Genomic DNA, 15,003 nt, shown 5'->3' on the forward strand with positions numbered 1-15,003 from the left:
TTACAATTCAAATGAATATGGTATATTGTTCTAATATACAGCGTGGTCAGACCACTTACGGAATTTAGAGGGGTATAATCCTAAAGGGAGTGAATTTCGCTTGACTTTACGTGAAGAAGCATTGCATATGCATAAAATGAACAAAGGGAAATTGGAATCAAAATCGAAAATACCTGTAAAAAACGCTAAGGATTTAAGCTTGGCCTATTCACCAGGAGTGGCAGAGCCATGTAAAGAAATTTATGATAAACCTGAAAGTGTATATGATTATACGATGAAGGGTAATATGGTCGCAGTCGTATCAGATGGGACGGCCGTGCTCGGCTTGGGGAATATCGGGCCAGCCGCTGCATTGCCAGTTATGGAAGGGAAGGCTGTGTTATTCAAAAGCTTTGCCGGAGTAGATGCTTTTCCGATTTGTCTGAATACATCTGATGTCGACAAAATCGTAGAAACAGTTAAGCTTCTTGAGCCGACTTTTGGTGGCGTAAATTTAGAGGATATTGCTGCACCAAAATGCTTTGAGATAGAAGAGAGATTGAAAAAAGAGACGTCCATCCCTGTTTTTCATGATGATCAGCACGGTACGGCAATTGTCACGGTAGCAGGTCTTGTTAACGCACTTAAACTTGTAGGCAAGAAAATGACAGAAATTAAAGTTGTTGCTAGTGGAGCAGGAGCTGCGGGAATCGCTATTATTAAATTATTATATCATTACGGTGTACGTGACATTGTTATGTGTGACACGAAAGGGGCTATCTATGAGGGACGTTCCTTTGGTATGAATGCGATTAAAGATCAAGTTTCAAAATTCACCAATCGCAATAATGAGGAAGGCAGCCTTGCAGATGTTATCAATGGAGCAGATGTCTTTATCGGTGTTTCTGTAGAGGGAGCTCTTACTTCGGAAATGGTTCGTTCTATGAATCCGGACCCAATTATTTTTGCGATGGCCAATCCGAATCCGGAAATTATGCCCGATGAAGCGAAGGATGCTGGAGCAAAGGTTGTAGGAACTGGACGTTCTGATTTCCCTAACCAGGTTAATAATGTCCTTGCTTTTCCAGGGATTTTCCGCGGGGCATTAGATGTCCGTGCAACACATATAAATGAAAAAATGAAGGTTGCTGCTGTTGAAGCAATCGCAAGCCTTGTTGGGGATGATGAATTATCAGCTGATTATGTGATTCCGGCTCCATTTGATCCAAGAGTTGCTCCGGAAGTCGCGGCAGCTGTCGCCAAGGCAGCGATGGAGACAGGTGTTGCTCGTATTAAGGTCGATCCAGAAGAGGTAAAACTGAAAACGAGAACTCTTGCAATCATTGGAAAAAGTGAGTGATGAGGAAATTTGAATTCAGAAGCTGCAAGCCAAAAGGTTTATATTGAAATCGTTAAGAAAATAAGAAAGATGATCGATGAGGACGGGCTTAAACCCGGTGATAAAATACCTTCAGAACGTGAGCTTTCGGAGCGCCTTCAAGTTGGGCGCTCTTCCGTTCGAGAAGCATTAAGAGCGATTGAACTTTTGGGATTAATCGAGACTCGTAGAGGGGAAGGAACCTTTCTGCGTGATTCTCGTGGGAATCAAATGGTGCAATTAATAAGTACCTTCATTTTACAGGATCAAAAAGTAGTAAAAGATTTAAAGGAGACCATTCAATATATTGAAATGGATGGTTTAAGAGTCGTTCTGCAAAGGAATAATGATGAACAGATTCTCCAATATCGTCAGAACATAGAGACGATCGATATGACGGATGATGAATTCTTTTCAAAGATTATCGAATTAACGGATAATCATTTACTTTATCGAATATGGGTAATACTGAATGATTTTTATTGCTCGTTAGACCTGAAAAAAGAGACGAGCTCAAAATCAGCTTATATAACATTATTAGATGCCCTTTTAGATGGAGATGAAAAAGAAGTTTTAGAGAAATACAAGAAGTTTAGAATGTTATTGTAAAAATCACATATCGACAACATATGAGGAGCATTCACACATGATGTTTCAGGACAACATTTGCCTTTTCCAAGGCATTTCTTTATCCGCTAGTGGTCAGACCACTAGGACGAAAGTTACAAATTGTGTGATATGGGGAGGTTAGAGAGGCCGTGATCAAGGATTTATTTTCAAAACCAAAAAAGAAAAAATATGCAACGATCCCTTCTGAAGCTGCTAAGCATGATGTACCTGAAGGAATTATGACGAAATGTCCAAACTGTAAAAAAATCATGTATTCAAAGGAATTGACGAAAAATTTAAAAGTTTGTTTTCACTGTCAATATCATCATCCAATGAATGCAAATGAGAGAATGGCCAGTTTTTTAGATGAGGGAAGCTTTGTGGAAATGGATCAGCAGATGACTTCTAGTAATCCACTTCAATTTCCTGAATACCTTGAGAAGCTTGAGAAGGACCAGAAGAAAACGAAATTAAATGAAGCGGTCGTAACCGGCACAGGGCGTGTCAATGAGCACGAGGTTGTTGTTGCTATCATGGACTCCACATTTCGAATGGGGAGTATGGGCTCTGTAGTGGGTGAGAAAATCACTCGGGCGATTGAAAAAGCAGACGAGCTTTCCGTCCCTTTTATCATCTTCACTGCCTCAGGTGGAGCTAGGATGCAAGAAGGCGTTCTAAGTCTTATGCAGATGGCAAAAACAAGTGTGGCATTAAAGCGGTTTAGTGATCATGGTGGTTTAATTATTTCGATTATGACCCATCCAACGACAGGAGGGGTTTCGGCAAGCTTTGCCTCATTAGGAGATTATAATTTTGCAGAGCCAGGGGCATTAATTGGTTTTGCAGGTAGAAGAATCATCGAGCAAACAATTCGCGAGGAATTACCAGATGACTTTCAAACAGCAGAGTTTCTTTTAGAGAAAGGTCAATTAGATGCTGTTATTTCTAGGCTTGATTTAAAGGAAAAAATGACGACAATACTTGATATTCATCAGCCCGGAGGTGACTTCAATTGGTTGGAGAACTAGAATTTGAAAAGCCGATCATAGAATTGCGAAAAAAAATATTAGAATTAAGTGAGATTACAAAAGAAGCTGATGTTGATCTGACAAATGAAATTGAAAAGTTGGAAATGCGTCTTGAAAGATTAGAAAAAGAGATTTATGAAAATATGAAACCATGGGATCGGGTCCAAATTGCTCGTCACCCAAATCGCCCCACTACTTTGGACTATATTTCTCTTCTCTTCACTGATTTCTTTGAATGTCACGGAGATCGGAGTTTTGGCGATGATGAAGCGATCGTTTCTGGGATCGGGAAATTTCAAGGTCTTCCCGTCACGATCATTGGGCATCAAAGAGGGAAAGATACGAAGGAAAATATTCGCAGAAATTTTGGAATGCCTCATCCAGAGGGGTATCGAAAGGCGCTTCGAATGATGAAGCAAGCTGATAAGTTCCGTAGACCGATTATTTGCTTTATCGATACAAAGGGAGCATATCCAGGTAAAGCGGCTGAAGAAAGAGGGCAAAGTGAAGCGATCGCCCGTAATCTTTTTGAAATGGCAGGTCTTCGAGTGCCGATTATTTGTATGGTCATTGGTGAAGGAGGAAGTGGAGGTGCCTTAGCATTAGGAGTGGGGAACCATCTTCATATGTTAGAGAATTCCACGTACTCTGTCATTTCTCCTGAAGGTGCAGCATCTATTCTGTGGAAGGATGCTTCAAAAGCAAAGCTTGCTGCTGAGAAAATGAAAATAACGGCTCCAGATTTGAAAGAACTTAATGTAATTGATGAAATTATTCCAGAAGTCAAAGGTGGAGCACATAAGGATATGGCTCAGCAGGCAGAAGCGATTCATCGTGCCCTTGTTCACTCCTTAAAAGAATTAATGCCTTTATCAGAAGAGGAACTGATTGCGACAAGATATGCAAAATATAAAAATATTGGCGAGTATGCTGTGCAGAATGAATATATAAGTACAACCTAAATTAGCTAAGCAAAAAAACGTACTCATTTACAAAAAGTACGTTTTTTTTGCTTAAAATTCCAGTTTTAAGCGTTTGCATTTTACCAATTATTCTGCCTATTGATGAAAGCACTCCCATAAGTTGTGAACCTATATTCTTCATGGTATTTTAGAAGTAAATAATACAGGGTAATCTGTTTATAATAAGAAAGTAAAATGATGGAATGGCAAGAATAATATTAACTTTTTATATGTGATTAGATGTAAAGTATTTATCATATATGAAGTCATTAAGTATGAGGTGATTAGTATGAAAAGAATTGGTGTTTTAACAAGTGGAGGAGATGCCCCAGGAATGAATGCTGCTGTTCGTGCGGTTGTTCGGAAAGGGATTTACCACGACCTAGAAGTTTACGGGATTTATGGAGGCTATTCTGGTTTAATAACTGGAAATATTAAAAAATTGGAGCTTGGCTCTGTAGGAGACATTATACATAGAGGTGGTACCGTTCTTTATTCTGCTCGCTGTGAAGAGTTCAAGACAAGAGAAGGACAGCAAAAAGGAATTGAACAGTTAAAGAACTTTGGCATTGACGGTCTAGTTGTCATTGGCGGAGACGGCTCTTATCGAGGAGCTAAAGCTCTTACGGAACAAGGCTTTCCATGTGTAGGTGTACCTGGGACGATCGATAATGATATTCCTGGAACGGACTTTACGATTGGCTTTGATACAGCGCTAAATACAGTTATTGATGCCATTGATAAAATTCGTGATACAGCAACATCACATGAAAGAACGTTTATCATCGAAGTAATGGGCCGTGATGCTGGAGATATCGCATTATGGTCTGGTCTAGCAGGTGGAGCAGAAACGATTCTTATCCCAGAAGAAAACTATACTATGGATGATATTGTCGCCCGTTTACGGAAAGGTAGTGATCGTGGCAAGAAGCATAGTATTATTATCGTTGCTGAAGGTGTAGGCAGCGGAGTGGATATCGCTAAGCAAATTAAAGAATCAACAAATTATGATACTCGTGTGTCCGTATTAGGGCATATGCAACGCGGAGGAACACCAACAGCTAACGATCGTGTGTTAGCAAGCCGTCTAGGTGCACGTGCAGTAGAATTAATATTAGAGAAAAAAGGTGGACGTGCGGTAGGGATCGTGAAAAATGAATTAGTAGATTATGATATCATTGAAGCATTAGAAACGATGAAGCACCAAATTGACAAGGGAATGTTAAAGCTTTCAAAAGAGCTATCTATCTAAACTAGAATTCGCTTTTATTAACTTGAAACTCTAAGAAAGCTGCGATAGATGAATAAGGCTTTTTTCGCAAACAATGTTACATTTGGATGCTAGTTGGTATAATAAATGCCATTTAGCCTCTAAAAAACAAAAGGGGGAAGCGAAAAGAGCCGTGCAAAAATAATGTGTGCCTATACAACCCCATAGGAGGATAAATGTCGGTTTTTGGACATTTACAAAAGACGCATTCATTGCGAAAATAGTGTAATGTAAAAATACAATTATTTTTCAGGAGGGTTACACGTTAAATGCGTAAAACAAAAATAGTTTGTACAATTGGTCCAGCTAGTGAAAGTGTGGAAAAACTCACACAGCTTATGGAAGCTGGCATGAATGTTGCTCGTTTGAACTTCTCTCACGGAGATCATAATGAGCACGGTCAACGAATTATCAATATCCGTGAAGCTTCAAAAAAAATAAACAAAAATGTTGCGATCTTATTAGACACAAAAGGCCCAGAAATTCGTACTCATAACATGGTTGATGGAGCGATTGAATTAGAAGTTGGTAAAACAGTTACCATTTCCATGACTGAAGTAGAAGGTACTGTTGACAAATTCTCTGTTACATACGAAGGTCTAATTGATGATGTTCATCCTGGTTCAAAAATATTATTAGATGATGGACTAATTGGACTTGAAGTGCTTGAAATAGATCGTGCATCTAAAGAAATTCAAACGAAAATTTTAAACGGTGGGACGTTGAAAAATAAAAAAGGTGTCAATGTACCAGGCGTTTCTGTCAACTTACCTGGAATTACCGAAAAAGATGCGAAGGACATTCTATTTGGAATTGAGCAAGAAGTTGATTTCATTGCAGCCTCTTTCGTTCGTCGTGCATCTGATGTAATGGAGATTCGCAAGTTGCTTGAAGAAAATAATGGCACTCAAATTCATATTATCCCTAAAATTGAAAACCAAGAGGGCGTTGATAATATTGACGAAATCTTGGAAGTATCTGATGGCTTAATGGTTGCCCGTGGAGATTTAGGAGTTGAAATTCCAGCAGAAGAAGTACCTCTTGTTCAGAAGGAATTGATTAAGAAATGTAATGATTTAGGGAAACCTGTTATTACAGCGACTCAAATGCTTGATTCCATGCAAAGAAATCCACGTCCAACAAGAGCAGAAGCAAGTGACGTGGCGAATGCGATTTTTGATGGCACAGATGCGATTATGCTTTCTGGAGAAACAGCTGCTGGGATGTACCCAGTTGAAGCGGTTCAAACGATGCATAATATTGCTTCCCGTGCAGAATCAGCACTTGACCATAAGCGTCTTTTAACAAAAAGAACGAAAGCAATCGAAACAAATATTACCGATGCGATTGGTCAATCTGTTGCCCATACCGCCTTAAATCTTTCTGTTAATGCAATTATTACGCCAACAGAAAGTGGACATACAGCAAGAATGATTTCGAAGTATCGTCCACAAGCTCCAATTATTGCAGTAACTTACCATCCATCTGTTTACCGCCGTTTAGCTCTTGTATGGGGAGTATACCCTCAATTAGGGGAAAGTGCGAATACAACGGATGATATGCTTGATATCGCTGTCCAAGAAAGCCTTAATAGCAAACTAGTGAAGCATGGTGACCTCGTTGTCATTACAGCTGGTGTTCCAGTAGGTGAATCAGGTACAACAAACCTCATGAAAATTCATGTAGTTGGTGATGTACTTGTAAAAGCACAAGGAATTGGCCGTAAATCTGCTTATGGAAAAGTTGTTGTCGCTAAAAATGCGTCTGAAGCTTTAGCGAAGGTTACAGAAGGTTCTGTTTTAGTGACAATTGGTTCAGAAGCTGAAATGATGCCAGCTATTGAGAAAAGCTCTGCCCTTATTACAGAAGAAGGGGGCTTAACAAGCCATGCTGCAGTAGTCGGATTGAGCCTAGGAATCCCAGTTATCGTCGGTGCAGAAAATGCAACTTCGCTCTTAAAAGATGGACAAGAAGTAACCGTGGATGCAACTAGAGGTGTCATCTATAACGGTCATGCAAGTGTCCTTTAATAGTTGAAGATGAGGAAGGGGAGGTCCCCTTCCTTTTCTAATTCTCATAAATATGAATATAATAGAAGTACAAGGTACGAGTCATTGGCTTGAAAAAGGGGGATGACGATGAGATATATACTGTTATTTTTACTCATCATACCAGCGGGAGAAATTTTCGTTCTGCTTCTTTCTGGAAAAATAATTGGCGTTTGGGCAACCATTTCTATTATTATTTTGACTGGGATTCTTGGAGCATATTTAACGAAGCAGCAAGGGCTGGAGACATTAAGAAGAGCTCAGCTTGACATGCAATATGGAAGAGTACCAGGTGAAGCAATTGTAGATGGAATATGTATACTAGTGGGTGGAATACTCCTCCTAACCCCTGGATTTATTACAGATACAATGGGCTTTTTATTACTGTTCCCACAAACACGCGGATTTTTTAAAGGACTAATGAAAAAAGGGCTCAAAAAATGGATCGACAATGGCAATGTTACGATCATAAGATAAAAAGAAGACGTCATCCAATTTGGGTGACGTCTTCTTTTTACGCTTCTTTCCCCTTAATAAATGCCCAAATATCTCTAAAAACATTGGCCCTATGTAAAGTAGTAAGTAGAACTAATGTGACGGGACCAACAATTAGTCCAAGGAATCCAATGAGCTTAAAGCCAACAAACAACGATATTAAAGTAGCAAGCGGATCCAATCCGATATTCGAAGAGAGGACTTTAGGTTCCATAATTTGTCTTTGCACAAGAACAATAATATAAAGTACTCCAAGACCAATCGCCATGGAAACTTCCCCAACTACCATTTCATAAATAATCCACGGGACAAAAATTAAGCCCGTCCCTAAATAAGGAATAATATCGACTAAGCCAGTAACGAGAGCAATTGTAATCGCATAATCAACGCGAAGGAAGATCAGTCCAATTAAAATGATCATCGTTGTCAGTGAAACAAGTGTTAGCTGTGCCTTAACAAAGCCAAACATGGCCTTTTTTAAATCTTGAAACACAGTACGAGTGCTTGACTTTGCTTTCGAAGGAATGAGTTTCCCGGCTGAAGCAGATAATCGATACCAATCCTTACTAATAAAAAATGTTGCTAAAAAGGAAAAAATAACAACAGTCGCTGCATTTGGAAACCATGAAACGATGTTTGGGATCTTCTCGAAAAAGCTTTGGATAAAGTTCCCTAACGTTGTCCCAATCGTTCTCCCAACGTTTTCAATATTTTCAAGAATCGTATTTTGTTGTCCTGAATCAAGGCTGTTGAACATACTTGTGATTTGATTATACAAAGGAATAATTTGTGCTGCGAAGAAATGCTCGATATAATCAATCAATGTTTCTAGATGGGTAGGAACAACCCGAGCTAAATAATCAGCGCCTGAAACGATTTCAGCAATAAGCAATGTAATTAATCCAGCAAACAAAGCAAAAATAATCACAAGACTGAGGAGAACTGCGAGAAACCTAGGCATTCTTGCTCTTTTCTCCAAAAGATTCACCAAAGGATTCATTAAAAAGGCAATGATTAACCCAATAATAAAAGGATACGTAACCTTTGAAAGAAGATACAATGAGAGAAAACCAAGAACAATGATTCCAACAACAACGACAAATCGAACAGTTCGATGCAAGTATGTAATGTTCAAAGTGAACCTCCTTATTTAGTTAATTTATATTAAGAAATTCATGATCGACTTAGTTGATTTTGTCATAAAAACTATTTCTAATGAGTACGTATGAAAATTAAAAAAGATTCTCATCCTCTTAAAAGTTGTAAAAGTCATTAAAGACATTAAATCCAAAACGCTATGTTACAATAGCATAGATGGATGAAAGGATGTATTTTAAAATGTTTTCTCAACCAATGCTATTTTTACTTTTATTATTGGTCATTGGATTAATTGCAAAAAATAGCTCCCTTATTATCGCGGTGGCTTTTCTACTTATTATGAAGGTATTTGGTGTAGATTCAAAGTTTTTTGCCATTTTACAATCAAAAGGAATTAACTGGGGCGTAATCGTGATTACGATTGCCGTTTTAGCTCCAATTGCTAGTGGGGATATTGGATTTAAGGATTTGTCAGGGGCATTTAAATCACCTTATGCATGGATCGCCCTACTGTCTGGAATCGCCGTCGCTTTATTGGCAAAAGGGGGAGTTTCATTATTAGCCACGGATCCTCATATTACAACAGCTCTTGTGCTAGGAACTATTATTGCTGTATCTGTATTTAAAGGAATCGCCGTCGGGCCTTTAATTGGAGCAGGTATCGCCTATATGGCGATGAAGGTATTCGACCTATTTAAATAAGTCGAATACGAGGGACTTTCTTTACCTCCTTACATGGGATTGAGAAAGGACTTTCTGCGGTTATTTACGTTATATTTTTCTAATAAAATATTTGTTTTTTCACATTTTAGATACTTTTCATTCACAAATGTCAGATAATTGTTTATAATAGGACTTGTAAGCGTATCCGTATTGTGATGCGCAACAATTAACAAAGGGATTTCGTATAAGCTACATCATATTTAGCGGTAAACTCAATTAGAATGAAAGCATTTTCTTTTTGGGTATAATTGAGCAACCGCTCAGGGGATGACATAACTTTTTTTGTTCAGACGAACTTGTCTGGCTTAATGGTCTAAGTTAGATCATTTATTTGTGAAGTGAATCAATTTCATAATGGCGATGTAAAGGCCGAATCGAAATAGTTACATTTCTTTATAGATACAATATTCAATATTAATCGTTTTGTGTAAAGACCTTTGCAAATTGTGGAATCGATTCAAGGAACAGAGAAAAGGATACGGGGAAATTTTAAAAGGTAAAGGAGAGGTTTTAGCATGACAGTGACACGTGGACTTGAAGGGGTAGTAGCAACATCATCGTCTATTAGTTCAATTATCGATGATACACTAACATATGTTGGGTATAACATTGATGATCTTGCCGAGAATGCTAGTTTTGAAGAAGTTATTTATTTACTTTGGCACAGAAAGCTTCCAACACTATCTGAACTAGAGACATTAAATAAAGAGCTAGCTGATAATGCAGATCTACCAAAAGAAGTAATCGAACATTTTAAATTATATCCAATTGATAAAGTTCATCCAATGGGTGCCCTCCGTTCAGCTGTATCGTTGTTAGGTCTTTATGATGAAGAGGCTGATTTAATGGAGCCAGAAGCGAACTATCGTAAAGCGATTCGCTTACAGGCAAAAATGCCTGCAATTGTTACGGCATTTGCACGTATCAGAAAAGGACTTGAACCTATCGCACCAAGAAAGGATCTAGGCTTTGCGGCAAATTTCCTTTATATGCTTTCAGGTAAAGAACCTGAGCCAATTGCAGTTGAAGCATTTAATAAGGCACTTGTTCTTCACGCGGATCATGAACTAAATGCATCTACTTTTACAGCACGTGTTTGTGTGGCAACCTTATCCGATGTATATTCTGGTATTACTTCAGCTATCGGTGCTCTTAAAGGTCCACTTCACGGTGGTGCCAATGAAGCCGTTATGAAAATGCTCACTGAAATCGGTTCTGTCGATAATGTAGATTCCTATGTTCGTGAAAAGTTAGCAAAGAAAGAAAAAATCATGGGCTTTGGTCATCGTGTGTATCGCCAAGGGGATCCACGTGCAAAACATTTAAAGGTGATGTCTGAAAAACTAACAAATCTTACAGGTAAGCCAGAATACTATGAAATGTCAATTCAAATTGAAGCGATCGTCACAGGTGAAAAGAATCTACCTCCAAATGTAGATTTCTATTCTGCATCTGTTTATGATAGCCTTGGTATCGATCATGATCTATTTACACCTATTTTTGCCGTAAGTCGTGTGTCCGGATGGTTGGCACATATTCTTGAGCAATATGAAAACAACCGCTTAATCCGCCCACGTGCTGACTACACAGGTCCTGGAATGCAACAATATGTTCCGGTTGAACAAAGAGGATAGATTTTTTTCAATCTTTGAATGAACTTGTGTTAAAATAAAGTAAGTGAAAAGTGTTTATTATTGGAATTTATAGTATAAAATGAAAAAGTCTATTTTGTATCATCTTGCTACTTTATAAAAGTTGTTGCTTTGCGAAGCTGAATTGGGCTAATTTTATCGCACACAACTTTATATAAAACAGCCAAGTAAAAATGACTGCGATAGAAATGAGGAAAGGTTAGCTGATAAAGGCTGTATACAAAATGGCCCTAGTCTCTAACCTTTGATTACGAATTTAGATGCAGCGTGTTTTACTAGGGTATACGAATTTGGAGGGGAATAGAGAAATGGCAGGAGAAAAAATTACAGTTTCAAACGGGGTATTAAATGTACCAAATAATCCAATCGTACCTTTTATTGAGGGAGACGGAATTGGTCCAGATATTTGGGCTGCAGCATCAAAAGTATTAGATGCAGCTGTTGAAAAATCCTATAATGGTGAACGCAAAATCGAATGGAAAGAAGTTTTAGCTGGGGAAAAAGCTTTTAATGAAACAGGTGAATGGTTACCAGCGGAAACTCTTGACGTGATTAGAGAATACCTTATTGCTATTAAAGGACCATTAACTACTCCAATCGGTGGAGGAATTCGTTCATTGAATGTTGCCCTTCGTCAAGAGCTTGATTTATTTGTTTGTTTACGCCCTGTACGTTGGTTTGAAGGAGTTCCTTCTCCAGTAAAGCGTCCTCAAGATACTGACATGGTTATATTCCGTGAAAATACTGAGGATATTTATGCAGGAATTGAATATGCGAAAGGCTCTGAAGAAGTTGAAAAGTTAATTTCGTTCTTGAAAAATGAACTTGGTGTTAATAAAATTCGTTTCCCTGAAACTTCAGGTATCGGAATTAAGCCTGTTTCTGAAGAAGGTACTAGCCGCTTAGTACGCTCAGCTATTGAGTATGCTCTTAAAGAAGGCCGTAAGTCTGTTACGCTAGTACATAAAGGGAACATTATGAAGTTTACAGAAGGTGCTTTCAAAAATTGGGGTTACGAGCTTGCTGAAAGAGAATATGGTGATAAAGTATTCACTTGGGCTCAATATGATCGAATTAAGGATGAAGAAGGTACCGATGCTGCTAATAAAGCTCAAGCAGAAGCTGAAGCGGCAGGCAAAATTATCGTAAAAGATGCGATTGCTGATATTTTCTTACAACAAATCTTAACACGTCCTCGTGAGTTTGATGTTGTTGCAACTATGAACTTAAACGGAGACTATATTTCCGATGCACTTGCTGCTCAAGTTGGTGGTATCGGTATCGCTCCTGGAGCAAATATCAACTATGAAACAGGACATGCAATTTTCGAAGCTACACATGGTACTGCTCCGAAATATGCAGGTTTAGATAAAGTTAACCCATCATCTGTCCTTCTTTCTGGCGTGTTATTATTAGAACACCTAGGATGGAATGAGGCAGCAGATCTGATTACAAAATCTGTAGAGAAAACCATTGCATCTAAAGTTGTAACTTATGACTTTGCTCGATTAATGGAAGGTGCTACAGAGGTTAAGTGCTCTGAATTTGGAGATGAATTAATTAAGAATATGTAAGTTATTTTCTTCAGACTGACTCATGTAATGGGTCAGTCCTTTCCATCATAAAAGAGGTAATCTTTAAGGAGGAAATACTGATGACTTTAAAGCGTAAAAAAGTATCTGTTATCGGTGGAGGATTTACTGGGGCTACTACAGCATTCTTATTAGCACAAAAAGAACTTGGAGATGTAGTTCTTGTAGATATACCGCAAATGGAGAACCCGACTAAAGGCAAAGCGTTGGATATGCTAGAAGCTGGTCCTGTTCAAGGGTTTGATGCAAACATTACTGGTACTGCAAGTTATGAAGACACAAAGAACTCTGATATAGTAGTCATCACTGCAGGGATTGCTCGTAAGCCAGGAATGAGCAGAGATGATTTAGTACAAACGAATCAAAAAATCATGAAAAGTGTCACCCAAGAAATTGTCAAATATTCTCCAAATACGTATATTCTTGTGTTAACAAATCCAGTTGATGCGATGACATATACTGTGTTCAAGGAATCTGGGTTTCCAAAAAATCGCGTCATTGGTCAATCAGGTGTACTTGATTCAGCTCGTTTCCGTACCTTTATCTCTCAAGAATTAAATCTATCAGTTAAAGACATTACAGGTTTTGTACTTGGTGGACATGGAGATGATATGGTTCCACTTGTACGTTATTCCTATGCTGGCGGAATTCCATTAGAAACGTTAATTTCAAAGGACCGTCTTGATGCCATTGTCGAACGTACACGTAAAGGTGGCGGAGAAATCGTCAATTTATTAGGAAATGGGAGTGCTTATTATGCTCCGGCTGCTTCACTCGTGGAAATGTGTGAAGCCATCCTAAAGGATCAGCGTCGTGTCCTTCCTTCCATTGCTTATTTAGAAGGGGAATATGGTTACGATGGCATTTACCTTGGTGTTCCGACTATTTTGGGAGCAAACGGAATAGAAAAGGTAATTGAGCTAGAACTAAAACCAGATGAAAAAGCTGCATTAGATAAATCGGCAGAATCTGTTCGAAACGTAATGGCCGTTTTGGCATAATTTAACTGGGGAAGAGGCTGGGTTAAAAAGTCGGTGGTAACGACTTTTTGATTGCAGTTTGGAATGTATAAATTCCCTCGAATTGTGGATAAAGTGTTCATATAAACAATAGGAATATCGGTATGAAAAAATAACAGGAAAAATTCCGCTTAATGAGCAAGCATCATGAAAAAGAGCCGAAATAACAGGAAAAGTTCCTGCTATTCCCTCAAAAAATGCCAAAATAAACGATTTTGCCCTCCATAAGCGGAAAATCTTCCGTTATTTTCCCTAAAAAGGACAACATTGAGGAGATAACAGGAAAAATTCCGCTTAAGGGCGAGAGATGGTTGGAGCAAAATAGGGTCTTATAGTAGAAATTTAGACAAAGTGGAAATCGATTGGATTCTTGAAGGCTAATTTGCGTTTCCCTCGATTTTTGTACGAGGAAAATCGAAGGTCTTGCGTTAATACAAAAATAGAGAAAGGTGAATTTGAGTTGAGTACTCTCAAATTCACCTTTCTCATGATTTGAAGCTAGTTATGTCCGAGCCTCTTTTCTTTTTATCTTTTCTTTATGGTAAAATTAGGTGAGGTTATTTTTTAAAACAACAATGTATACGTTTACAAAAATAGATAGGGGTGGGGAATTTGTTGTTAGGAAGGAAACGAAAATTAGGAAGAATGATCGATGAAATGACGATTGGTGAGAAATTATCTTTAACAGAGAAAATTGAAGATAAGGATTTGCTCTTATATTTGGGGTTAACGGATGATGCGAACCCGCTTTATATTCAACATGATTATGCCTCACAAACTTCATATAAAAAACCACTTGTTCCAACGATTATGCTTACGGGAATTATCACTTCTGCCGTATCCAAATATTTACCTGGTCCTGGAAGTCATATTCAAAAACAGGAAATAAATTTTTTAAAACCTGTCTATCATTATGGTACGATTGAACTGTTATTTGAAGTGATCGATGTTAGTAGAAACACGAATACGATCCAAATACGAGTAGAAGGTACGAACGAAAAAGATGAGTTGGTCATCCAAGGACAATTAGCTGTTTCTCCTCCAGAACGCCTCGCCCGAATGGATGGGAAAGCGTTAGAGAATTTTTAAAGGTGCACATAAAGTGCATCTTTTCCTTTTAAGAAAATTTTTCAAAAAATCGCTGACTTGA

13 protein-coding genes are annotated in these 15,003 nt (G+C 38.3%); 12 read left to right on the forward strand and 1 reads right to left on the reverse strand.

What is annotated here, in order from left to right; genetic code table 11:
• Positions 1-100: 100 nt before the first annotated feature.
• The 7 genes from AA0X71_RS06525 (at position 101) to AA0X71_RS06555 (ending at position 7,751) form a co-directional block, all read left to right on the forward strand.
• The gene (locus AA0X71_RS06525) at positions 101-1,339 is read left to right on the forward strand and encodes an NAD(P)-dependent malic enzyme (protein WP_413360541.1); all 1,239 of its coding nucleotides are present in this window, start codon (positions 101-103) and stop codon (positions 1,337-1,339) included.
• 9 nt (positions 1,340-1,348) lie between these two features.
• Complete coding sequence (locus AA0X71_RS06530) at positions 1,349-1,966, forward strand: FadR/GntR family transcriptional regulator (protein ID WP_413360544.1); 618 nt, start codon at positions 1,349-1,351, stop codon at positions 1,964-1,966.
• A gap of 149 nt (positions 1,967-2,115) precedes the next feature.
• On the forward strand, positions 2,116-2,994 hold the full coding sequence (gene accD, locus AA0X71_RS06535; RefSeq protein WP_413360546.1) for an acetyl-CoA carboxylase, carboxyltransferase subunit beta: 879 nt from the start codon (positions 2,116-2,118) through the stop codon (positions 2,992-2,994).
• Positions 2,979-3,956: an acetyl-CoA carboxylase carboxyl transferase subunit alpha gene (gene accA / locus AA0X71_RS06540; RefSeq protein ID WP_413360548.1), complete on the forward strand. Its 978-nt coding sequence runs from the start codon at positions 2,979-2,981 to the stop codon at positions 3,954-3,956. Before accD ends, accA begins: the two co-directional genes overlap by 16 nt.
• Positions 3,957-4,245: 289 nt before the next feature.
• Positions 4,246-5,208, forward strand: a complete 963-nt coding sequence (gene pfkA, locus AA0X71_RS06545; RefSeq protein ID WP_413360550.1) for a 6-phosphofructokinase — start codon at positions 4,246-4,248, stop codon at positions 5,206-5,208.
• Positions 5,209-5,495: 287 nt separating this feature from the next.
• Positions 5,496-7,256, forward strand: coding sequence for a pyruvate kinase (gene pyk / locus AA0X71_RS06550; RefSeq protein WP_413360552.1), 1,761 nt, complete (start codon positions 5,496-5,498; stop codon positions 7,254-7,256).
• A 108-nt stretch (positions 7,257-7,364) separates the two neighbouring features.
• Positions 7,365-7,751, forward strand: coding sequence for an FxsA family protein (locus tag AA0X71_RS06555; protein WP_413360555.1), 387 nt, complete (start codon positions 7,365-7,367; stop codon positions 7,749-7,751).
• Between the two features lie 37 nt (positions 7,752-7,788).
• Here AA0X71_RS06555 and ytvI read toward each other — a convergent pair whose 3' ends face one another.
• The gene (ytvI, locus tag AA0X71_RS06560; RefSeq protein ID WP_413360556.1) at positions 7,789-8,904 is read right to left on the reverse strand and encodes a sporulation integral membrane protein YtvI; all 1,116 of its coding nucleotides are present in this window, start codon (positions 8,902-8,904) and stop codon (positions 7,789-7,791) included.
• A 203-nt stretch (positions 8,905-9,107) separates the two neighbouring features.
• Here ytvI and AA0X71_RS06565 point away from each other — a divergent pair, with 203 nt between their 5' ends.
• The 5 genes from AA0X71_RS06565 (at position 9,108) to AA0X71_RS06585 (ending at position 14,942) form a co-directional block, all read left to right on the forward strand.
• Positions 9,108-9,569 (forward strand): DUF441 domain-containing protein, encoded by a 462-nt coding sequence (locus AA0X71_RS06565; protein ID WP_413360558.1) that lies wholly within the window; start codon positions 9,108-9,110, stop codon positions 9,567-9,569.
• 536 nt (positions 9,570-10,105) lie between these two features.
• Positions 10,106-11,224 (forward strand): citrate synthase, encoded by a 1,119-nt coding sequence (citZ, locus tag AA0X71_RS06570; protein WP_413360561.1) that lies wholly within the window; start codon positions 10,106-10,108, stop codon positions 11,222-11,224.
• 326 nt (positions 11,225-11,550) lie between these two features.
• Complete coding sequence (gene icd / locus AA0X71_RS06575) at positions 11,551-12,816, forward strand: NADP-dependent isocitrate dehydrogenase (protein WP_413360563.1); 1,266 nt, start codon at positions 11,551-11,553, stop codon at positions 12,814-12,816.
• Positions 12,817-12,896: 80 nt separating this feature from the next.
• Positions 12,897-13,835: a malate dehydrogenase gene (gene mdh, locus AA0X71_RS06580; RefSeq protein ID WP_413360565.1), complete on the forward strand. Its 939-nt coding sequence runs from the start codon at positions 12,897-12,899 to the stop codon at positions 13,833-13,835.
• A 630-nt stretch (positions 13,836-14,465) separates the two neighbouring features.
• Positions 14,466-14,942, forward strand: coding sequence for a MaoC/PaaZ C-terminal domain-containing protein (locus AA0X71_RS06585; protein WP_413360567.1), 477 nt, complete (start codon positions 14,466-14,468; stop codon positions 14,940-14,942).
• Positions 14,943-15,003: the final 61 nt, after the last annotated feature.

The organism is Robertmurraya phoenicis (assembly GCF_047302285.1).
In the GTDB taxonomy this organism is placed as follows: domain Bacteria; phylum Bacillota; class Bacilli; order Bacillales; family Cytobacillaceae; genus Robertmurraya.

Excerpts from the sequence above, each read along its gene's own strand:
- icd (WP_413360563.1), top strand. The coding sequence starts at position 11,551 with ATGGCAGGAGAAAAAATTACAGTTTCAAACGGGGTATTAAATGTACCA.
- AA0X71_RS06555 (WP_413360555.1), top strand. The coding sequence starts at position 7,365 with ATGAGATATATACTGTTATTTTTACTCATCATACCAGCGGGAGAAATT.
- pfkA (WP_413360550.1), top strand. The coding sequence starts at position 4,246 with ATGAAAAGAATTGGTGTTTTAACAAGTGGAGGAGATGCCCCAGGAATG.
- citZ (WP_413360561.1), top strand. The coding sequence starts at position 10,106 with ATGACAGTGACACGTGGACTTGAAGGGGTAGTAGCAACATCATCGTCT.
- mdh (WP_413360565.1), top strand. The coding sequence starts at position 12,897 with ATGACTTTAAAGCGTAAAAAAGTATCTGTTATCGGTGGAGGATTTACT.
- pyk (WP_413360552.1), top strand. The coding sequence starts at position 5,496 with ATGCGTAAAACAAAAATAGTTTGTACAATTGGTCCAGCTAGTGAAAGT.
- AA0X71_RS06565 (WP_413360558.1), top strand. The coding sequence starts at position 9,108 with ATGTTTTCTCAACCAATGCTATTTTTACTTTTATTATTGGTCATTGGA.